Consider the following 19418-nt stretch of genomic DNA (forward strand, 5'->3'; position numbering starts at 1 on the left):
CAAGCCGGTCCGGCCCCGTCGGGTGGCCGCCGGTCTACCTACGCAGGCTGTCGAACTGCTCCAGATATGAACCGCCCGGTGCCGGCCGGACAGCTCCGGGTCCGCTGACCGGGGCGCTCTGGACCGCCAGGAGCACACCGATCGGCACGTTCAGCGTGCCCCCGGTTCACATATGGAGCAGTTCGACACCGACGGGAGGACGTCCGCTCGGGCGGGGGAGCCGGTCGTCGCCGTCAAGCCGCCCCTCGCGTCATGACCGGTCGAGGTTCCGGACCATCACTTGTTCCCGGTGGACGCCGTCGGGCATGAGGTCGCCGAGCTCTCCCGTGGTCACGAATCCGTGGCGCCGGTAGAGCCCGACCGCCGCCTCGTTTCCGTGCGTCACGGCGAGCCGCAACTGGTCGCCGCCGCTCTTCTGGGCCCACCGGACGACGCTGCTCACCAGCGTGTCCCCGACGCCTCGGCCCCGGGCGGCCGGGTGCACCCACATCGAGATCAACTCCAGCGTGCCGGCTGTCGGGGTGGGGACGCCGCTGACCATGCCCGCGGGCCGCCCGTCGAACTCCGCGATCAGGTTGTGGGAGCCGGGGATCGCCAGGCGGTTTCGCCACCGCTCCTCCCGGTCCCCGTTGCCCTGCCAGTCGGACAGGCGCGCGCCGAAGGCGTACGGGGCCTCCGCCAGCGCGCCGAGGCGTACCTCGCGCCAGGCCTTCCAGTCGTCCGGGGTGAGCACTCTGATCTCCGCCACGGGAGACATGGTGCCGACCGGCGACCCGACCGGCAATCCGTTTCGCGCCGGCACCGGGCCGGCCGGGGCCGCGCCCGGAGGGAGTGGGACGCGACCCCGGCCGGGGATCCGATGGAGATCAGCCGGTTCCGGTGCAGGTGAGCGCGGGCGCCGGGTTGCTGCCGTTCCACGAGCCGAGGAAGCCGAAGGTGGTGCTCGCCCCGGCCCCGAGGCTGCCGTTGTGGCCGACGTTGCGCGCGGTGACCAGTGACCCCGTGGTCGAGACGGTCGCGTTCCACGCCGAGCTGATCTGCTGGCCGTTGCCGTAGGTCCAGCTCACCGACCAGCCGCGCAGCGCCGAGCCGCCGGCGGTCACCTGGACCTCACCCTGGAAGCCGCCCGTCCACTGCCCGGTGACCCGGTACGTCGCCGTGCAGGCCCCCGCCGGCGGCGGCGGGGTGGGCGGGGGCGTGGTCGGTGGGGGAGTGGTCGGCGGCGGGGTGGTCGGTCCGCCGGAGAAGTCGACGTCGCTGCACAGGTAGTAGGACTGGTCCAGGTGGCTGGCCTGCCAGATGGTGTAGACGATGTGCCGGCCGGTACGACCCGGCGCGCTGGCCGGGATCTCGATCGACACCCCGCCCGTCTCCGGCTTCCACTGGGACGCCGGGGTGTTGCCGATCTGGCCGGCCAGTTCCAGGTCGTCCCAGCCCAGTGGCTCGGTGAGCGGGTTGAAGCCCTGCCGGGTCACGTACAACCGGATGTAGTCGGCGCCGTGGCTGGCCTGGTCGAAGAAGCGGACCCGGAAGTTGCTGGCGACCGGTGTGGTCTTCCAGGCGCCGACCGTGTCGAGGGCGTTGTAGCGCCCGCTGGCGGTGCGGCCGCCGCTGCACAGCTGGCCGTTCGGGATGGCCGCCTGGTGGTTGCCGGCGACGCCCTCGCGGAACAGGCCGTTCCAGTTCCACATGGCGTTCGGGTCGGCCTGCCAGGCCTGCCAGCACATCGGATCCTCGGTGGCCATCCGGGGATTCTGGAAGTCGCTGCCCCAGCGTTGCCAGCAGCCGTAGTTGCGGGACGCCGGGTCGACCACCGACCCGTGCGCGGAGACGGGTCTGGCCAGGGCGGTGGTCAGCAGCAGGATGGCGGTCGCCGCGACGGCGAGCAGCCAGAGGATGCGGGGTGATCGGAGTGCAGTGGACACGAGGGCCCCCCGGGGGAGAGGTCGGACGACGACGCCCGGACGGCCGGGAGTTGCCCCTCCCGAGCCCGCGCTCACGCGGCTCCCATGCTGGCTCCGCTGGGCAGACTCCCACATCTATCGGCATCGGTCAATGGCTTGGCTCGCGGCGCATCGGAATGTGTGGGATGCCGTCCTCGACGTACTCCGGGCCGGCAACGGTGAAGCCGTGCCGGGCGTAGAAGTCGACCAGGTAGGACTGCGCGTCCAGCACACAGGGGCGATCGCCCACCACGGCCAGCGCCTCGGCCATCAGCCGGCCGGCGTGCCCGCCGCCACGGGCCCGCGGGGCCACCACCACCCGACCGATGCGGGCCACGCCGCCCGGGTCGGCCAGGATGCGCAGGTACGCCAGCGGATCGTCGCCGCCGGTGAGCCAGAGGTGCCGGGTGCCGGGCTCGACGTCCCGCCCGTCGAGTTCCGGGTAGGGGCAGTCCTGCTCGACCACGAACACGTCGATCCGCAGCCTGAGCAGGTCGTGGAAGGTGCGGGTGTCGAGGTCGGCGAAGGCGGCGGTGCGTACCTCGATCGTCTGCGACGGCATCCTGCGATGGTAGGCCGCGGTCGCGGACGGCCCGACGCTACGTCGCGGCGCCCGGGCCCTCGCCGGCCTCGCGCCCCACGGCGGCGAGCCGGCCGGGCGGCGCGACCGGCGACGGCGGTGGCGCGGAGGGTCGCTCCGGCGCCAGGTACGTCGCCGCGACCGCGGCCAGCAGCAGCACCCCGCCGATGATCACCGGGGCCGGCAGTGGCTCGTCCAGCAGGGCGACGGCGAGCGCCGCCGCGGTCAGCGGCTCCACCAGCGTCAGCACCGCGGCGACGCTGCCCTCGGTGGTGCGCAGCCCGGCGTAGAAGAGCGCGTACGCCAGCGCGGTGGTGACCACCCCGAGATAGAGCAGTTGGGCCACGACCTCGGGGCGGGCCGGAACGGTCAGGCCCACGGCCAGGGCGGGTGGTGCCAGGGCCAGCGCGCCGACGGTGGTGGAGATGGTGGTCAACGTCATCGGCGCGGTGTGCTGCGAGACGTGCCGGCTGACCATGGTGGTCGCGGCGTAGCCGAGCCCGGACCCGGCCGCGGCGAGCAGCCCGAGCAGCGGTCGGGGCGCCGCCGCGGTGGGCTGCGCGGCGGCTCCGGTGATCAGGACGAGACCGGCGACCGCGGCCAGCAGCGTGCCCAGCCGGAGCGGCCCGGGCACCCGCCGGGCGCGGACGGACTCCCACGCCGCGGTGAGCACCGGGGCCAGGCCGAGGCTGACCACGGTGGCCACGCCGACCCCGGCCAGCGCCACGGCGGCGAAGTAGAGCGCCTGGTAGAGGCCGAGCCCGACGCCGGTGAAGAGCAGCGGCAGCGGTGCCGCGCGCAGCGCGGCCAGCATCGGCCGCAGCCGGGTGGCGGCGAAGGCCGAGAGTACGAGCGCGGCGATCGCTAGCCGATGGAAGCCGATGGCCACCGGGTTCAGCCCGGTGCCGTGGTGGACGAGGTGCACGACGATCCCGGTGGTGCCCCAGAGCACTCCGGTGACGGTGATCTGGATCAGGCCGGTGCGGACGTGCGCGTCGGGAACGGCCGCCGAGCGGCGGGCGGACGGCGTACGACGAGAGGACATGCGGGCGCTCCGAGAGGGGTGAACCGCGGACTGGGGACCACGTCGGCGGAGCGCGTACGGCAAGGTGACCGAGCCGGGTCAACCGGTCGGTCGGAGGCGCGGCGCTCCGTCAGGAGCGCGGCGGGGGCAGAACGCCCGTGAACGGCCGCATCGGACGACCGTACCCCAGGCTGCCGCCTCAGGCGGGGCGGGCGCCGACCGCGTCGCGGATCTCGGCGCCCTGGGCGCCCTCGACGGCCCTGGCGCAGTGCCCGGAGCAGAAGAACCGGCCGGAGACCTCGACGCCGTGCCCGACGATTTTGATCTCGCAGTGTTCGCAGATCGGCGCCAGCCGGTGGATCGCGCACTCGAAGCTGTCGAACGTGTGCACGTCACCGCTGACGGTCCGCACCTCGAACGACATCCAGTAGTCGTTGCCGCAGCTCTCACAGGTTGCCACGAGAAACCCCCCGAATCAGGACATGTGCCCTCAGCCTGCGCCACTCCTGGTCCCGGAGGGGCGAAATGCCGCAAGCCGGTCCGCCCGGTGCGGCGTGTCGGCTTCGGCGTGTCGGCCGTTAGGCCTGGTGACGGCCCCGAAGCCCGCTGGAGGTCCCCCCGTGATCAAGCGCAACAAGCTCTTCGGCAACCTGACCCGGATCACCTTCTGCCTGCCCCGGGACATCCCGCCCGGCGCGGTCAGCGTGGTCGGCTGCTTCAACGACTGGGAGCCCGGCCGGCACGAGCTGGTGGCCCGCCGGGACGGCACCCGGACGGTGACGGTGCGGCTCCGCCCCGGCGTGTACCGGTTCCGCTACCTGGCCACCGGCGGGGTCTGGCTCGACGACGACACGGCCGACCGGGTCGACGAGCGAGGCTGCACCCTGGTGCTCTGACATCGCATCCGTGATCACCGATGTCTTTTATCGACAGGGGTCTTTACTGTTAATAAAGTTTAATTTATGTTGGAGGCATCGTCACCAGGCAACGGAGGTGCCACCATGCGTCGAAGAATCACCGTCCCGCTCGTGGCGGCGGGTGCCGTCGTGTCCTCACTCGCCATCGCCGCCCCGGCCCAGGCGCACGGCTACGTGTCCTCGCCGGCGAGCCGGCAGGCGCTCTGCGCGCAGAACCGGGTTCCGGACTGCGGCCAGATCAAGTACGAGCCGCAGAGCGTCGAGGGCCCGAAGGGGCTGCGCAACTGCCACGCCAACATCGCCCACTTCGCCGTGCTCAACGACGACAGCCGGGGCTGGCCGGCCACCTCGGTCGGCAGCACCGTGACCTTCACCTGGGTCAACACAGCCCGGCACGCCACCAGCAACTGGGAGTACTACATCGGCAACACCCGCGTCGCCGTCGTCAACGGCGGAGGCCAGCAGCCCGGCGCCACCGTGTCGCACACCGTGAACCTGGGCGGCTACTCCGGCCGGCAGAAGGTCCTCGCGATCTGGAACATCGCGGACACCGCCAACGCGTTCTACTCCTGCATCGACCTGCAGATCGGCGGCGGCGGGTCGACGCCGCCGCCCACCACTCCGCCGCCGCCCCCGCCCACCCCGACGCCGCCGCCCCCGCCGACCAACCCACCGGTCGGCGGCACCTGGACGGCGGGCCGCGCCTACCAGGTCAACGACCAGGTCACCTACGGCGGGCGGAGCTACCGCTGCCGGCAGGCGCACACCGCCATCGCCGGCTGGGAGCCGCCGAACGTGCCGGCGCTCTGGAGCCAGCTCTGACCGTACGGGCGCGGCCCGTCCCGGCACCGGGCCGCGCCCCCGTCCCCTCCCGTCGGAGTTCGGAGGACGGCATGACCCGCCGCTGGGTGCTGCCGCCGCTCGTCGCCCTGCTGCTGTCCGCCGGCTGCGCCGCGGGCCCGGCGTCGCCGTCCGCGGTGTCGCCACCACCGACGTCCGCCCCGTCCGCCCCGGCCGCCGCCGCGACCGCGCCGAGCGGCCTGGACGTGCTCTTCCTGACCATGATGGTGGCGCACACCGAGCAGACCCTGGAGATCGTCCGGCTGGTCCGTGACCGGCTCACCGACGCGCAGCTGCGGACCCTGGTCGCCGCGATCGACGCGACCGAGGCGGACGAACTGGCCACCATGCGGGCGTGGCTCGCCGCCGCCAGCCCGCCGGCCGGCTCCGGGCGGCACGTGCACGACGGGCACGGGGTCTCCGCCGACGAGTTCGCCCAGCTGCGGACGGCCACCGGCGCCGACGTCGACCGGGTGCTGCGTGAGGTGCTCACCGCCCACCAGCGGGCGGCGGCCGACCTGGCCCGGGCGCACCTGGCCGCCGGCACCGATCCTCGGATCCGCGACCTCGCCCAGCGCATCGAGCAGTCCCGTAGCGCCGAGGTGCGGCTGATGGCGGCGCCGGCCGCCGGCTGACCGGCGGAGAGTCGCCGGTCGGCGGCGGCCGGTCAAGCAGCCGGTGTCAGCGGCGGCCGGCCAGCGGCGGCCGGTCTGCCGCACGGCGAGGACGACGCCAACGGATGGCCGACCCCGGCAAGTCCTACTCTCAGCGCGGCTCCAGCCGGATGGAGACCGAGTTCACGCAGTGCCGGGTGTCCTTCGGAGTGAAGCCCTCACCGTGGAATACGTGGCCCAGGTGGCTGTCGCACCGGGCGCAGCGGATCTCGGTGCGGGCCATACCGAGGCTGCGGTCCTCGATCTCCTTGACCCGCCCCGGGATGGCGTCGTCGAAGCTCGGCCAGCCGCAGTGCGAGTCGAACTTGGTGTCGCTGGAGAACAGTTCCAGCCCGCAGGCCCGGCAGTGGTAGACCCCCGGCGTCTTCGTGTCCACGTACTCGCCGGTCCACGGGCGCTCGGTGCCGGCCTCGCGCAGCACCCGGAACTCCTCCGGGGTCAGCCGGACCCGCCACTCTTCCTCGGTGCGGGGCAGTTCAGTGTCGTCAAGACTCACCCGCCAACGGTACGCCCGACGTCGCACCTGTCGCATATGGTCGCCAGATGGGCGGCACCACAAAGGCAATCGTCACCGAGATCGAGGTAGCCGGGCGCACCGTCCGGCTGACCAGCCCGGACCGGGTGATCTTCCCGCAGCGGGGCTTCACCAAGGCCGACGTCTTCCACTACTACCTCGCCGTGGGCGACGGGATCATGCGCGCCCTGGGCGAGCGACCCACCACCCTGCAGCGGTTCCCCGAGGGCATCGAGGGCGAGATGTTCTTCCAGAAGCGGGTGCCCACCCGGGGCACGCCCCCGTGGCTGGCGACCGCCGAGATCAGCTTTCCCAGCGGCCGGAAGGCGGCCGAGCTCTGCCCGGCCGACCTGGCACACGTGGCCTGGGCCGCGCAGATGGGCACCGTCGTGTTCCACCCGTGGCCGGTCCGCGCGGCCGACGTCGACCGCCCCGACGAACTGCGCATCGACCTCGACCCGCAGCCCGGCACCGACTTCGCCGACGCGGCACAGGCCGCCGGTGAGCTGCGCGCCCTGCTCGACGAGCTGGGCGCCACCGGCTGGCCGAAGACCTCCGGCGGTCGGGGCGTGCACGTCTACCTGCGCATCCACCCCCGCTGGACGTTCGTCGAGGTGCGCCGGGCCACCATCGCGCTGGCCCGCGAGCTCGAACGGCGCCGGCCCGAGCTGGTCACCACCGCCTGGTGGAAGGAAGAGCGCGGCAGCCGGGTCTTCGTCGACTACAACCAGATGGCCCGCGACCGGACCATCGCCTGCGCCTACTCGCTGCGCGCCAACGCCCGGGCAACCGTCTCCACCCCGGTCAGTTGGGACGAGCTGCCCGACGTCGACCCGGACGACTTCGACCTGGCCAGCGTCCCCGGCCGGCTGGCCGAGCGGGGCGACCCGCACGCCGACATCGACGAAACCCCGTGGGACATCACCCCGCTGCTCGAGTGGGCCGAACGCGATGCCGCCGCCGGCCAGGGCGACCTGCCCTACCCACCGGATCACCCCAAGATGCCCGGCGAACCGAAGCGCGTCCAGCCCTCCCGGGACCGCGACCGCCCCCGCTGACACCCCGTCCGCTGACCAGGCCGGCTGCCGGTTCCCGGTCGTTCGGCCGACCGCCGCGCCGACGCCGCGCGGCCGGTGACGCCGGTCACGCACGGCTGCCCGCCGGCTCCACAACGGAATAACGATCAAGTAACGGGCGCGAACCTTTCCGGGCGCGTGACCGCTCTCCCTGATCGTCGGCCCGACCGGGGCCAGGGGAGGGCGTCGGATGAAGCTGGTGTGGAGGCGGGCCCGCGAGGCACGGGGGTTGCTGGCAGCGGCAGTGGTTGCCGCGTTGGTCGCGGTCGCGTTGGTCACCGGACTCGCCGACTACAGCCGCCGCTCGGTGGCGGCCGGTCAGAAGGCGTTGCTCGCCGGTGCCCCGGTCGAGGAGCGCAGCCTGCTGGTGAGCGGCTCCGGCGGTCAGGACGCGGCCGAGTTCGCCCGTCGTGACCAGACCGTCCGGGACGGCTTCACCGCCAGCTTCGGCGGCGCGCCGGTCGCCGTGGACGGCGCCCGCTACGGCAGCGGCCGGGAACTCACCGGCCCGCTGGGCTCGGTGAGCCGGAGCGGTGACGACCCGATCTTCGCGAACCTGGCCACCCTGGACGACCTGCCGGCGCACGCCGAGCTGACCGCCGGCGCCTGGCCCAGTCCGAAGGCGACCCCGCTGCAGGTCACCCTGCCGGAGAAGGTCGCCGGCGCGCTCGGGCTGACCGCCGGCGACCGGGTGCCGATGCTCGACCGCCGCTCCGGTCGGCCCAGCCAACTGCTGCTCGCCGGCACCTGGCGGCCGCGCGACGCCGCCGACCCGTACTGGCGGCTGGCACCCGGCGTGGGCGCCGGCAGTGCCGCCGAGTCCACCACGTCGTACGGACCGTTCGTGCTGGACCCGGCCGACTTCGCGGCGACCTTCCCGGGTTCGGTTTCCGCGGCCTGGGTCGTCGAGCCGGACCTCACGGCCGTGCCGGCCGACCGACTGCCCGACCTCTGGGCGACGGTCAACACCGCGATCGCCGACGTGCCGGAAACGGCCGGTCTGGGCTCCTCGGCGCAGGCGGTCACGGCGATGAACCGGCTGTTCGACCGGACCGCCCGGGCCGACCTGGTGGGACGCTCGTCCCTGGCCACCCCGCTGCTGCTGATCGTGGTGCTCGGCGGGTACGCCCTGGTGCTGGTCGCGGCGCTGCTGCACGAGGACCGGCGCAGCCAGACCGCGCTGCTGCGGGCCCGGGGCGCGGCGCGCCGGCAGTTGGCCGGACTCACCGCCCGGGAGGCCACCCTCGTCGTGCTGCCGGCCGCCCTGCTCGGGCCGCTGCTGGCCGGCGAGGCGCTGCGGCACGTCGACGCCGGATCGACCGCGGGCCCGACCCTCGCCGGTGGTGACCCGACCCTGCTCTGGGCGGTGGCCGTGGCCACCGCGGCGGGCTGCCTGGTCGCGATGGTCGCACCCACCCTTCGAGGGGCGGGAACCTACGTGGCCGACATGGCGGCCCGGTCCCGGCCCAACCGCGCGGCAGCCGCCCAGCGGGCCAGCTTCGATCTGGCGCTGGTCGCGCTCGCGGTGCTGGCCTGGGTGCAGCTGCGCCAGTACGACTCGCCGCTGGCCGGCGCGGGGGAACGCCTCGGCCTCGACCCGCTGCTCGTCGCCGCGCCCACGCTCGGCGTGCTGGCCGGCGCGGCGGTGGCGCTGCGGCTGCTCCCGCCGGCCACCCGTTTCGCCGAGCGGTTCGTCAACCGTCGGCTCTGGACGGCGACCATGTTCGGCATGTGGCAGGCCGGCCGGCGCCCGCACGCCGGGCCGGTGCTGCTGCTCGCCCTCGCCGTGGGCGGCAGCACCCTCGCCTGGTCGCTGGTGAGCACCGGGGAGCGGTCCCAGGTCGAGCAGGCCAGCCACAGCGTCGGCGCCGACCTGCGGCTGACCGAACGCGCCGGGGTCGCGCCGCTCGGCCGGGCCGGCGAGCTGGCCGCGCTGCCCGGCGTGCAGCAGGTGCTGCCGGCCTGGCGCGACGAGATCCGCCTCGGCCGTGACAGCCTGCCCACGACGGTGGTCAGCCTGGACACCGCGAACGCGGCCGGGCTGGTGCGGCTCAGCGACCGGCTGGCCGATGAGCCGGTGTCGGCGCTGTACCAGCGGCTGGCCCGAGAGCGCGGCGCCCTCGCCGGGGTCGAACTGCCGGCCGGCACCCGGGCGTTGACCGGCACCGTGCGTACCCCTGTGCGGGACGCGGTGCAGCCGCAGCAGATCGCCGTCTCGATGCTGTTGACCCGGGCGGACGGCCTGGCCTTCCGACTCCCGGCGGTCACCGCCCCGGGCAGCGGCCGGGCCGTCCCGTTCCGGGTCACGCTGCCCGAGGTCGGTGGCGAGCTGCGGCTGGCCGGGTTCGAGGCGGACGGCGGTGTCGCGGCCGGCACCGCGTACCGGCTCGACGTGACCGACCTGAAGCGGGTCGGCGCCGACGGCGCGGCACAGCCGCTCCAGCTCGGTGACGGGTGGAAGGCCACTGACGGCGACCCCCGTAGCGTCACGAAGCTGTCCGCCACGCCCACCGGGCTGAGCGCCGAGTACCAGGTCAACCTGATGGAGGGCGGCCGGTTCGCGTTCCAGCCGCCGTCCCGGTTCGCCGTCGTGCCCACCGGCGAGAGCCCGCCGGTGCCGGCGCTGATGACCCCGGCGGTCCGCGATGCGCTGAGCCTGCGCACCGGAGACACCGTCAACCTCGCCCTCTCCGGCGCGTCGGTGCCGGTGAAGCTGGTCGGGGAGATCGAGTCGGTGCCGACCACCGCCGGCTACGGCATCCTGCTCGACCTGCCCGCCGCGGTGGACTGGCTGATCCGGGCCGAGGGCACCGTCCGGCCGGTGCCGGAGTGGTGGCTGGGCACCGACGACGGCGGGCACGCCGCGGCGCTGCGCGCCGTGGCCGAGCTGCCGCAGACGACCGTCGTCGACCGGCACGAGGTGGCCGAGGCGTCCGCCCGGGACCCGTACTGGCGGGGGGCGCGGACCGCGCTGCTCGCCGCCGCGCTCGGATCGGTGCTGTTGGCCCTGGTCGGGCTGATGGTGGACGTGTGGGCCACCGCCCGGCACCGGCTGAGCGAGTTCGCCGTGCTGCACACGCTCGGCGCGACCCCGCGGCTGCTGGCCCGGGCGCTGCTGGCCGAGCAGACCTTCCTGGCCGGTATCGGGGTCGGCGTCGGGCTGCTGCTGGGTGCGGGGGTGGGCGCGACCATGGCGCCGCTGGTCATCCTCACGCCGGCCGCCGGCCGGCCGGTGCCCGAGGCGGCCTTCACGCTGCCCTGGACGCCGATCGGGCTGACCGCCCTCGGCCTGCTGCTGGCGGCGCTCGCCTGCAGCGCGTTCATCGCAGTCGGCATCCGGCACCGGGTGGCGGCGGCACAGCTTCGGATCGGGGGAGATCGGTGACCGGGTGCAGCGGACGGACCGGACGCGCGGGGGTGGCGCGATGAGCATCGGCGCGGTCGCCCGCCGGGTCCGGGCGTACGGCGGGCAGTTCCTGCTCCTGGCGGTGCTGACGGCAGTCGTCACGCTGCTGATCAGCGGCGTGCCCCGGGCGGTGAACCGGCTCGCCGAGCAGGGCCTACGTGAACAGTTGGCCGCCGCGCCGCCGGCGCAGCGTGACCTGACCTACTCGACCGAACCTCTCACCGCGGCGAACAACGGCACCTCCCTCGTCGAGGCTCAGCAGCGGGAACTCGCAACGCTGCAGTCCCGGATGCCGCCGATCGTGGGGGATCTTATCGACCAACGGTGGTACGTCGCCGACGGCGAGCCTGGCCGGCTGACCGGCCCGGACCTGGCGGCCCAGAATCTCCTGGTCGACCTGGTCCCGCGCGCGATGCCGGGGGTCGAGGAGGCCGGCACGCTCCTCGACGGTCGATGGCCGCAGGGTGGGGCGGCCGGGCAGCCGGTGCAGATGGCGCTGGCCGACGATGTCGCCCGCAAACTCAACCTGCGGGTCGGCAGCCGACTGCGCCTGGCCTCCCTGCGACGCCTGGCCGGCGGCCCGCCCACCGCGATCACGGTGGTGGGCGTGTTCCAGCCCCGCGACCATGCCGCCGGCATCTGGGACACCCTGCCGCAGACGCTGCGGGTCACCGAGCCGCGGGGCGACGGGGAGCCGTTCGACGCCGTCGGGGTCGTCCACCCCGCCGCGCTGGACCGGCAGGCCGCCGCCGGATGGCCCACCCAGTTCAGCTGGCGCTACCGGCTGGGGGTGGACGGCGTCGACGCGCGGCGACTGGACCAACTGATCGACGGCATCGGGGAGATGTCCCGGACCGCCCCGGAGGGGCGGAACCTGGTGCAGGGCGTGGACGTGCCGCTGCGGGCGTTCGCCGCCGCGCTCGCCTCCGCCCGTACCATCCTCGCGATCGTCGGGGTCGGCGTCCTGGCGACCCTGGCCGGGCTGGTCGTGCTCGCGGCCACGCTGGCCGTGCGCCGCCGACGCCACGAGTTCGTCCTGCTGCGGGCCCGTGGCGGGGCGGCCGGCGCCGGTGTGCGCCGGAGCCTGGCCGAGTCGCTGCTGGTCGTCCTGCCCGCCGCCGCGATCGGGTGGCTGCTCGGCGGGCTGGTACCGGGCCCGTCCGGCGACACCCTGCCGGTCGCGGTGGCCGCGACCGTGCTGCTCACGTCGGCCCTGCCGGTGGCCGCCCTGGCCGTCGGGACCGGGGCCACCGGGCGGCGCGACCTGATCCGGCTCCGCCCCTCCGCGCGTCGGGTGCTGGTGGAGGTGTGCCTGCTCCTGCTGGCCGGACTGGCGGTCGTCCTGCTGCGCCGCCGGGGCCTCACCCTCGGCGAGCTCGATCCGCTGCTGCTCTCGCTGCCGGTGCTGCTGGCGGTCGCGGCGGCGGTGGTGGCGCTGCGGGCGTACCCGTGGCCGCTGCGGCTGGCCAGTCGGCTCGCCGCCCGGACCCGCGGCAGCGTCGCCTTCCTCGGCACCGCCCGGGCGGGCCGGTCGGTCGCGGCCACCCCGCTGGTCGTGGTGGTCCTGGCGATCGCCACCGCGGCGTTCTGCGCGGTGGTGGCGGCCGGCGTCGAGACGAGCCGGGACCGGGCCGCGACCCGGTCGGTGCCCGCGGACGCCCTGATCCAGGGCGACCGGCTCGCCGCGGACACCGGTGCCCAACTGGAGGAGCTGCCCGGAGTGAGCGCCGCAGCGGCGGTCGCCTACCAGCCGGGACAGCGCCTGCTGACGGACGCGAGCGGCACGGACGCTCAGCTCGGCGTGGCCACCGTGCTGCTGGTCGACGGTCCGGCGCTGCAGCGGCTGGCCCGCCAGAGCGGCACCGATGTGTCGGTCCCCGAGGCGCTGCTGACCCCGCGCGGTTCGGGCGGCCCGGTGCCCGCGCTGGTCTCTCCGGCGCTCGCCGCCGACCTGGCCCACGAGGGTCTGGACGGTTCCGCCTTCATCGGCATACAGAGTCTGCGATACGAGTTCCGGGTGGCCGAAGCGGTGGCGGACTTCCCGCTGCTCGGACCGGAGACCAACCGCTTCGTCATCCTGCCCTGGCAGGCGTTGCCCGAGCGGAGCAACGCCCCGGCGCCGACCGGCTTCCTGGTCGCCGGCGACGACCTCGACACCGAGACGTTGCGGCGGGTCGGCGACGAGGGCCAGTCCCGGTTCCAGAACAGCGGGACCGTCACCGGCGGCGAGCGGCCGCTCGGCGTGGAGGTGCTCACCTGGGAGCAGGCGCGGCGGCAGGTGGGCGGGGGCGGCGTGAACGGTCTGCTGGTCTTCGCCTTCGTCGCCGGGGCGGCCGGCGGAACCGTGCTCGGCCTGCTCGCCATCGCGTTCACCGTGCTGGCCGGGGCGCGAGCCCGCGGGCAGGTGCTGTCCCGGCTGCGTACCCTCGGCCTGTCCCGCCGGCAGTGGCGGGGCCTGCTGCTGGTCGAGCTGGCCCCGCTGGTCGGTGTCGCGGTGCTCACCGGCGCGGTGGTGGGTGCGCTGCTCCCGCTGCTGCTCACCCCGCTGCTCGGCCTGTCCGCCTTCACCAGCGGCATCCCGGTCCGGGTGGCGTTCGAGCCTGGTCTGGTGGCCGCGGTGGTCGTGCTCGGGGCCGTCGCCCTCGGCTTCGCGATCGCCGTCGAGGCCCTGAACAACCGCCGGCTGCGCCTCGGTGAGGTGCTCCGGCTCGGAGAGGAGACCTGAGATGACCGCTACCGCCGAGACAACGGCCGTACCGGACCTGGCGGCCCTGCAACAGCGGGCCGCGCAGCGCGCGGCCGAGCGGGCCGGCGGCCGGGACCGGCTGCGCGGCCACATCGTCTGTGACGGGTTGGTCCGCATCTTCAAGACCGAGGGGGTGGAGGTTGTCGCCCTGCAGGGACTCGACCTGGTCATCGACCGGGGTGAGCTCGTGGCGATCGTCGGCGCCTCCGGGTCCGGCAAGTCCACCCTGCTCAACATCCTCTCCGGGCTGGACACCCCGACCGCCGGCATCGCCCGGGTGGCCGACTACGACCTGCTGAACCTCTCCGCCCGCCGGCGGCTGAGCTACCGGCGGCAGAAGGTCGGCTTCGTCTGGCAGCAGACCGGTCGCAACCTGTTGCCGTACCTGACCGCGTTGGAGAACGTGGAGCTGCCGATGCAGTTGGCCGGCCGGCGCGGTGGTCGGGCCCGGCGGCAGCGGGCCCGGGAGCTGCTCGACATGGTCGGGGTGGGCTACTGCGCCGACCGGCGGCCGGGGCAGCTCAGCGGTGGCGAGCAGCAGCGTTGCGCGGTGGCGGTCGCGGTCGCCAACGACCCGGAGGTGCTCTTCGCCGACGAGCCGACCGGCGAGCTCGACGAGGCCACCGGCGCGGAGGTCTTCACCGCGCTGCGCACCATCAACGCCGAACTGGGCGTCACCATCGTCGTGGTCACCCACGACCAGGCGGTGGCCGGCCAGGTCCGGCGGACCGTCGCGATTCGCGACGGCCGGACCGCCTCGGAGGTACGCCGGACCGCGCGGATCGGCGCGGACGGCAACACCGAGCTGGTCAGCGAGGAGTACGCGGTGCTCGACCGGACCGGACGGATGCAGCTGCCGGCCGCCTTCGTCGAGGCGCTGGCGATGCGAGACCGGGTTCGGCTCAACCTGGAGCCGGACCACGTCGAGGTGCGGCCCGGTGACCAGGCCCGCGCCGAACGGGAGGCGGAAGCATGAGCGAGCGTAGCGAGCGAATCATCAGGCGCAGTGCGGTCGAACCTCTTGCCGGCGCCGACCGAAGGGAGGTGTCGGCATGAGCGCACGGCACGTGGCGGCGACCGGGCAGGCGCACGCCGGGATCGGCACGGCGACGACCGGGGCGGCGGAGCCGTCGACCGGTTTCGTCGGCGAGGCCGGGCAGCACGACGAGGTGCTCCGGGTCGAGGGGTTGAACCGGACCTTCGGTCGGGGCGAACGCGCCGTGCACGCGGTGCGGGACGTGTCGTTCGTCGCCCGGCGGGGCGAGCTGCTCGCCGTCCGGGGCCGCTCGGGCGCGGGCAAGACCACCCTGCTGAACCTGGTCGGTGGGCTGGACCGGCCGGACAGCGGCCGGGTGGTGGTGGCCGGGCACGACCTGAGCGGCGCGGGCGAGCAGGAGCTGCTCGAGCTGCGCCGCGGCACCGTCGGCTTCATCTTCCAGACCTTCGGCCTGGTACCGATCCTCTCCGCCGCGGAGAACGTCGGGGTGCCGCTGCGGCTGGCCCGGGTGCCGGCGGCGGAGCGGGAGGAGCGGGTGGCGATGCTGCTCGAACTGGTCGGGCTCGGCCGGCACGCGGCGCAGCGGCCGTACGAGCTCTCCGGCGGGCAGCAGCAGCGGGTGGCCGTGGCCCGGGCCCTGGCCAACGAGCCGGACCTGCTGATCGCCGACGAGCCGACCGGTCAGCTCGACTCGGAGACCGGCCGGTCGATCATGGACCTGCTCCGGGCGGTGGTACGCGCCCGGGGCACGACCGTCCTGGTCGCCACGCACGACCCGGCTCTGATCGAGCTGGCCGACCGCACCCTCACCCTCCGCGACGGCCGTCTGGTCGACGCCTGACCGCTCCCGTTGTCGATCATGCAGTTGTGGTGGGCGTTGCGCACCCTTTTACGGCTTGTGCGTGGCACCACAACTGCATGATCGGCCCGGTTCAGAGCGGGAGCTTCATGCCTTCGTGGCTGGCGACGAAGCCGAGGCCCAGATAGAAGCGGTGCGCGTCGTGGCGGGACTTGTCGGTGGTGAGCTGGACCAGGCCGCAGCCGCGCTCCCGGGCCTGGTCGATGGCCCAGGTCATCATCTGCCGGCCGAGGCCGGCCCCGCGCAGGTCGGAGCGGACCCGGACCGACTCGATCAGCGACCGCTCGGCGCCGTGCCGGCCGAGGCCGGGGATGTAGGTGATCTGCAGGCAGCCGACCAGCTCACCGCCCGCCTCGGCCACGATCAGGTGGTTGCGCGGGTCGGCGGTGACGTCCGCGAACGCCCGCTCGTACGCGGCGTCGACCTCGGTGACGTCGCGGGTCCTGCCGAGCACGTCGTCGGCGAGCAGGGCGAGCACGGCGGGCAGGTCGGCCCGGACGGCCGCCCGGAAGATCACGTCAGCCATCCGCTGAGCCTGGCACAGCGACCAGGGCCGATGGGTACGCGCCGGTTGCCCTGACCGGGCAGCATGACCGGCATGGACGTCCTGCTGCTGCCGTTCCGGTGGGTCTACCGGGCGCTGGTCTGGTTCGCCAACTCCCCCCGGACGCTGATCACCTCGTATCTGCTGATGATCGCGGTGGCCGGGGTGATCTACGGCGAGGTGGAGGCGCGCAGCCCGGCCGACGCGGTCTGGTGGGCGGTGGTCACCGCCTCCACCGTCGGCTACGGCGACATCTCACCGACCACCTGGCAGGGGCGTACCCTCGCCGCCCTGCTCATCTCGACCATGGTGCTGCTGGTCATCCCGCTGATCACCGCGCACTTCGCCAGCCGGCTGATCGTCGACGACGACGCCTTCGAGCACGAGGAGCAGGAGCAGCTCAAGGCCGACGTGCGCCGGATGCGCGCCCTGCTGGAACAGTTGGCCAGCAAGCACGGCATCGAGCTGCCGCCGGAGCCGCCGGTCAGCGGGCCGGGCAGCGCAGCCCCTGTCTGGGAACGGTCAGCTCGATCACGTAGGCGTCGACCGCGTCGGTGATGCACGCGGTCTGCGGATAGGCGGTGTGCCCCTCACCCTCCCAGGTGAGCACCCGGCCGACGCCGAGCATCGAGGCGAGCGCCCCGGTCTGCTCGTAGGGAGTGGCCGGGTCGCCAGTGGTGCCGACCACCACGACCGGCGGCGCGCCGGCCGCCGCGCCGGTCGGGTAGGGGTCGCGCCCGCCGGGCCACTCGACGCAGCTGAGCATCCCGACCGCCAGGGCCGGCCCGAAGAGCGGATATTTCTCCCGCCACTCGGACTGCAACTGGCGGATCCGCTGCAGGCTCGGCTTCTCGTCCTCGTCCGCGCAGTTCACCGCGAGGTTGGCGTCGAACAGGTTGGAGTAACGGCCGTCGTCCTCGCGGCCGGCGTACGCGTCGGCGAGCCGGAACACCTCCACCGGGTCGCCGCCCTCGAGCCGGTCGATCGCGCGGGCCAGCTCCTGCCAGCCGGTTTCGGTGTAGAGCGAGGAGATGATGGCGTAGAAGACCCAACCCGAGGTGGCCTCCCGCCCGTTCGCGCCCCGGACCGGTGAGACCCGGGCCTTGTCGATCGCGGAGGTCACCGCGGCCCGGGCGTCGGGGGCGATCGGGCAGCGCCCGGCGTTCGCCGCGCACCAGCGACTGAAGTTGCCGAATGCCCGCTCGAAGCCCTTGGCCTGGCTCTCCGAGCCGGCCACCAGCCCCTGCCGCGGGTCGACCGCGCCGTCGAGCACCAGCGCCCGGATGCGCTGGGGGTAGAGCTGGGCGTAGGTGGCGCCGAGCAGGGTGCCGTAGGAGTAGCCGAGGTAGGTGAGCTTGTCGTCGCCGACCGCGGCGCGGACCGCGTCGATGTCGCGGGCGGCCTGCTCGGTCGCGTAGAGCGGAAGCTGGTCGCCGTAGCGGTCGCCGCAGCCCTGGCCGATGCGGCGGTTGAGCGCGACGAAGTCGTCGAAGGTCGACTGACTGCGTGGATCGGGGTCGGAGCCGAAGCTGGCGTCGAGGTCGGCGTCGGGGATGCACTTCACCGGGCTGGACCGGGCCACCCCGCGCGGGTCGAAGCCGACAATGTCGAACCGGTCGGTCACGGCGGCCGGCAGCCCGCCGAACGCCGGCCCGAACGAGAGGTAGACGGCGGTGTCCACGCCGGACCCGCCGGGACCCCCCGGGTTGATCACCAACGAGCCGATCCGGTCGCGCTGCTTCGTCGAGCGGGCCCGCAGCAGGGCGATCTCGAACGTCTCACCGGCGCCCGGGCCGGTGGTGGCGCCGGCGCCGGCGCCCCAGTTGCGCGGCACCGCGATCCGGGCGCACTCGTAGCGCATGTCTGGCGCGCCCCGCCCGACCAGGTCGTTGGCGACCTCCGGGCAGGCCTTCCAGGTCGGCGCGGTGCCCGGGGCGGCCGCCGCGCCGTCGGGCTCGGTGCGCGGCGCGAAGGTGGGCAGCGTGCAGCCGGCGGTGAGCAGGAGCACGACGGCGAGGCCGGCGATGGTGCGGCGGACCCGGCGGATCCGGTCGGCGGTGCGGGACACGTGGGCCTCCGTGATCGTCTCGCCGACAGGCTACGCGGGGCCGGCGGTGGCCGGTGCCACGGTCGCCGTCGGGTCGCCGCGCAGCACCTGGTCGACGTCGAACCGGACCGGGCGGTCGAGCTGGTCGTAGCCGCAGGAGCGGGGATCGCGGTCGGGCCGCCAGCGCACGAACTGGGCGGTGTGCCGGAATCGCTCACCCTCCATCGCGTCGTAGCCGACCTCGAGCACCAGCTCGGGGCGGATCGGCTCCCACTCGAGGTTCTTGGTGCCCGTCCACCGGCTCACCCCGCCGGGGATGCGCTGGCCCCGCTCGTGGTCGCCGTGCACCCACGGGTGCTCCCCGCCGGTGTCCCGGTAGGGGGCCAGCTCGTCGAGCAGCTCCGCCCGGCGGGCCATGCTGAACGACGCGCTCACCCCGACGTGGTGCAGCAGGCCGTCGGCGTCGTAGAGGCCGAGCAGCAGCGAGCCGACCACCGGGCCGGACTTGTGCCAGCGGAAGCCGGCGACCACCACGTCGGCGGTGCGGGCGTGCTTGACCTTGAACATCAGCCGCTTGCCCGGCTCGTAGGGCAGGTCGGCCGGCTTGACGATCAGGCCGTCGAGGCCGGCGCCCTCGAAGACGTCGAACCAGCGGTGCGCGGTCTCCGGGTCGGTGGTGACCTGGGTGACGTGCATCGGCGGACGGAGGCCGGCCAGCGCCGCCTCGAGCCGGGCCCGGCGCTGCGGGTAGGGCTGGTCGATCAGCGTCTCGTCGTCGATCGTCAGCAGGTCGAAGGCCACGAAGTCGGCCGGGGTGGTCTCGGCCAGCAGCTTCACCCGCGACGCGGCCGGGTGGATGCGCTGACCCAGCAGCTCGAAGTCGAGCCGTGGCTGCCCGCCCGGACCGTCGCGGCGGATCACGATCAGCTCGCCGTCGACGGCACAGCGCGCCGGCAGCTGCCGGCGGGCCTGCTCGACGACCTCGGGAAAGTAGCGGGTCATCATCTTGCCGCCGCGGCTGGACAGCTCCACCTCGTCGCCGTCGCGGAAGATGATGCAGCGGAAGCCGTCCCACTTCGGCTCGTAGGTCATTCCGGGTGCGGTGGGGATCCGCGGGACGCTCTTGGCCAGCATCGGCTCGACCGGCGGGTTGATCGGCAGCTCCACGGCGACCAGTCAACCAGACGGTACCGACAACCGTGAGGCAGATCACCGCCCGGCGCGGGGCGCGGTGTCCGCCGCCGTCCCGCC

Annotated in this window: 18 protein-coding genes; 9 read left to right on the top strand and 9 right to left on the bottom strand. The window is 74.2% G+C overall.

Annotation, left to right across the window (positions count from 1 at the left end):
* Nucleotides 1-250 precede the first annotated feature (250 nt).
* The 5 genes from AB0C04_RS14400 to AB0C04_RS14420 all read right to left on the bottom strand — a co-directional run bounded on the left by AB0C04_RS14400 (nucleotide 251) and on the right by AB0C04_RS14420 (nucleotide 4007).
* Entirely contained in the window at nucleotides 251-748 is a 498-nt protein-coding gene (locus tag AB0C04_RS14400; protein WP_357053380.1) for a GNAT family N-acetyltransferase, read from the bottom strand.
* A gap of 118 nt (nucleotides 749-866) precedes the next feature.
* Nucleotides 867-1865, bottom strand: a complete 999-nt coding sequence (locus AB0C04_RS14405) for a lytic polysaccharide monooxygenase (protein ID WP_357053752.1) — start codon at nucleotides 1863-1865, stop codon at nucleotides 867-869.
* Nucleotides 1866-2052: 187 nt separating this feature from the next.
* Nucleotides 2053-2505: a GNAT family N-acetyltransferase gene (locus tag AB0C04_RS14410; protein ID WP_357053383.1), complete on the bottom strand. Its 453-nt coding sequence runs from the start codon at nucleotides 2503-2505 to the stop codon at nucleotides 2053-2055.
* A 37-nt stretch (nucleotides 2506-2542) separates the two neighbouring features.
* A complete protein-coding gene (locus tag AB0C04_RS14415) occupies nucleotides 2543-3568 on the bottom strand; it encodes an EamA family transporter (RefSeq protein ID WP_357053386.1) in 1026 nt (341 codons plus the stop codon).
* Between the two features lie 178 nt (nucleotides 3569-3746).
* Nucleotides 3747-4007: a Prokaryotic metallothionein gene (locus AB0C04_RS14420; protein WP_350875209.1), complete on the bottom strand. Its 261-nt coding sequence runs from the start codon at nucleotides 4005-4007 to the stop codon at nucleotides 3747-3749.
* Nucleotides 4008-4167: 160 nt separating this feature from the next.
* On the opposite strand from AB0C04_RS14420, the gene AB0C04_RS14425 reads away from it, so the two are divergent.
* The 3 genes from AB0C04_RS14425 (at nucleotide 4168) to AB0C04_RS14435 (ending at nucleotide 5939) form a co-directional block, all read left to right on the top strand.
* Nucleotides 4168-4443, top strand: coding sequence for an isoamylase early set domain-containing protein (locus AB0C04_RS14425; protein ID WP_357053389.1), 276 nt, complete (start codon nucleotides 4168-4170; stop codon nucleotides 4441-4443).
* Nucleotides 4444-4548: 105 nt separating this feature from the next.
* Nucleotides 4549-5286 (top strand): lytic polysaccharide monooxygenase, encoded by a 738-nt coding sequence (locus AB0C04_RS14430; RefSeq protein ID WP_357053392.1) that lies wholly within the window; start codon nucleotides 4549-4551, stop codon nucleotides 5284-5286.
* Between the two features lie 71 nt (nucleotides 5287-5357).
* The gene (locus tag AB0C04_RS14435) at nucleotides 5358-5939 is read left to right on the top strand and encodes a DUF305 domain-containing protein (RefSeq protein ID WP_357053395.1); all 582 of its coding nucleotides are present in this window, start codon (nucleotides 5358-5360) and stop codon (nucleotides 5937-5939) included.
* A gap of 130 nt (nucleotides 5940-6069) precedes the next feature.
* On the opposite strand, the gene msrB is transcribed toward AB0C04_RS14435, so the two are convergent.
* Entirely contained in the window at nucleotides 6070-6474 is a 405-nt protein-coding gene (gene msrB, locus AB0C04_RS14440; protein WP_350875217.1) for a peptide-methionine (R)-S-oxide reductase MsrB, read from the bottom strand.
* Nucleotides 6475-6521: 47 nt separating this feature from the next.
* On the opposite strand from msrB, the gene ligD reads away from it, so the two are divergent.
* The 5 genes from ligD to AB0C04_RS14465 all read left to right on the top strand — a co-directional run bounded on the left by ligD (nucleotide 6522) and on the right by AB0C04_RS14465 (nucleotide 15558).
* A complete protein-coding gene (gene ligD, locus AB0C04_RS14445) occupies nucleotides 6522-7550 on the top strand; it encodes a non-homologous end-joining DNA ligase (protein WP_357053398.1) in 1029 nt (342 codons plus the stop codon).
* 208 nt (nucleotides 7551-7758) lie between these two features.
* Nucleotides 7759-10953 carry an ABC transporter permease gene (locus AB0C04_RS14450; RefSeq protein ID WP_357053401.1) on the top strand — a complete coding sequence of 1065 codons (3195 nt, stop codon included), beginning with the start codon at nucleotides 7759-7761 and terminating at the stop codon, nucleotides 10951-10953.
* Nucleotides 10954-10993: 40 nt separating this feature from the next.
* Entirely contained in the window at nucleotides 10994-13699 is a 2706-nt protein-coding gene (locus tag AB0C04_RS14455; RefSeq protein ID WP_357053404.1) for an FtsX-like permease family protein, read from the top strand.
* A gap of 1 nt (nucleotide 13700) precedes the next feature.
* Nucleotides 13701-14696, top strand: a complete 996-nt coding sequence (locus AB0C04_RS14460; RefSeq protein WP_350875225.1) for an ABC transporter ATP-binding protein — start codon at nucleotides 13701-13703, stop codon at nucleotides 14694-14696.
* A gap of 76 nt (nucleotides 14697-14772) precedes the next feature.
* A complete protein-coding gene (locus tag AB0C04_RS14465; RefSeq protein WP_357053408.1) occupies nucleotides 14773-15558 on the top strand; it encodes an ABC transporter ATP-binding protein in 786 nt (261 codons plus the stop codon).
* 91 nt (nucleotides 15559-15649) lie between these two features.
* On the opposite strand, the gene AB0C04_RS14470 is transcribed toward AB0C04_RS14465, so the two are convergent.
* The gene (locus AB0C04_RS14470; RefSeq protein ID WP_357053411.1) at nucleotides 15650-16102 is read right to left on the bottom strand and encodes a GNAT family N-acetyltransferase; all 453 of its coding nucleotides are present in this window, start codon (nucleotides 16100-16102) and stop codon (nucleotides 15650-15652) included.
* Between the two features lie 72 nt (nucleotides 16103-16174).
* Here AB0C04_RS14470 and AB0C04_RS14475 point away from each other — a divergent pair, with 72 nt between their 5' ends.
* Nucleotides 16175-16678: a potassium channel family protein gene (locus AB0C04_RS14475; protein WP_357053414.1), complete on the top strand. Its 504-nt coding sequence runs from the start codon at nucleotides 16175-16177 to the stop codon at nucleotides 16676-16678.
* Here AB0C04_RS14475 and AB0C04_RS14480 read toward each other — a convergent pair.
* Together AB0C04_RS14480 and AB0C04_RS14485 are read right to left on the bottom strand one after the other, a co-directional pair.
* The gene (locus AB0C04_RS14480) at nucleotides 16605-18167 is read right to left on the bottom strand and encodes an alpha/beta hydrolase (RefSeq protein ID WP_357053755.1); all 1563 of its coding nucleotides are present in this window, start codon (nucleotides 18165-18167) and stop codon (nucleotides 16605-16607) included. The two genes, AB0C04_RS14475 and AB0C04_RS14480, sit on opposite strands and share 74 nt — an antisense overlap.
* Nucleotides 18168-18218: 51 nt before the next feature.
* Nucleotides 18219-19334: an ATP-dependent DNA ligase gene (locus tag AB0C04_RS14485; RefSeq protein WP_357053417.1), complete on the bottom strand. Its 1116-nt coding sequence runs from the start codon at nucleotides 19332-19334 to the stop codon at nucleotides 18219-18221.
* Between the last annotated feature and the right edge of the window lie 84 nt (nucleotides 19335-19418).

Source organism: Micromonospora sp. NPDC048909, assembly GCF_040649635.1.
Taxonomy (GTDB): domain Bacteria; phylum Actinomycetota; class Actinomycetes; order Mycobacteriales; family Micromonosporaceae; genus Micromonospora.

Excerpts from the sequence above, each read along its gene's own strand:
- AB0C04_RS14410 (WP_357053383.1), bottom strand. The coding sequence starts at position 2,505 with ATGCCGTCGCAGACGATCGAGGTACGCACCGCCGCCTTCGCCGACCTC.
- AB0C04_RS14415 (WP_357053386.1), bottom strand. The coding sequence starts at position 3,568 with ATGTCCTCTCGTCGTACGCCGTCCGCCCGCCGCTCGGCGGCCGTTCCC.
- AB0C04_RS14430 (WP_357053392.1), top strand. The coding sequence starts at position 4,549 with ATGCGTCGAAGAATCACCGTCCCGCTCGTGGCGGCGGGTGCCGTCGTG.
- AB0C04_RS14435 (WP_357053395.1), top strand. The coding sequence starts at position 5,358 with ATGACCCGCCGCTGGGTGCTGCCGCCGCTCGTCGCCCTGCTGCTGTCC.
- ligD (WP_357053398.1), top strand. The coding sequence starts at position 6,522 with ATGGGCGGCACCACAAAGGCAATCGTCACCGAGATCGAGGTAGCCGGG.
- AB0C04_RS14450 (WP_357053401.1), top strand. The coding sequence starts at position 7,759 with ATGAAGCTGGTGTGGAGGCGGGCCCGCGAGGCACGGGGGTTGCTGGCA.
- AB0C04_RS14455 (WP_357053404.1), top strand. The coding sequence starts at position 10,994 with ATGAGCATCGGCGCGGTCGCCCGCCGGGTCCGGGCGTACGGCGGGCAG.
- AB0C04_RS14460 (WP_350875225.1), top strand. The coding sequence starts at position 13,701 with ATGACCGCTACCGCCGAGACAACGGCCGTACCGGACCTGGCGGCCCTG.
- AB0C04_RS14465 (WP_357053408.1), top strand. The coding sequence starts at position 14,773 with ATGAGCGCACGGCACGTGGCGGCGACCGGGCAGGCGCACGCCGGGATC.
- AB0C04_RS14470 (WP_357053411.1), bottom strand. The coding sequence starts at position 16,102 with ATGGCTGACGTGATCTTCCGGGCGGCCGTCCGGGCCGACCTGCCCGCC.
- AB0C04_RS14475 (WP_357053414.1), top strand. The coding sequence starts at position 16,175 with ATGGACGTCCTGCTGCTGCCGTTCCGGTGGGTCTACCGGGCGCTGGTC.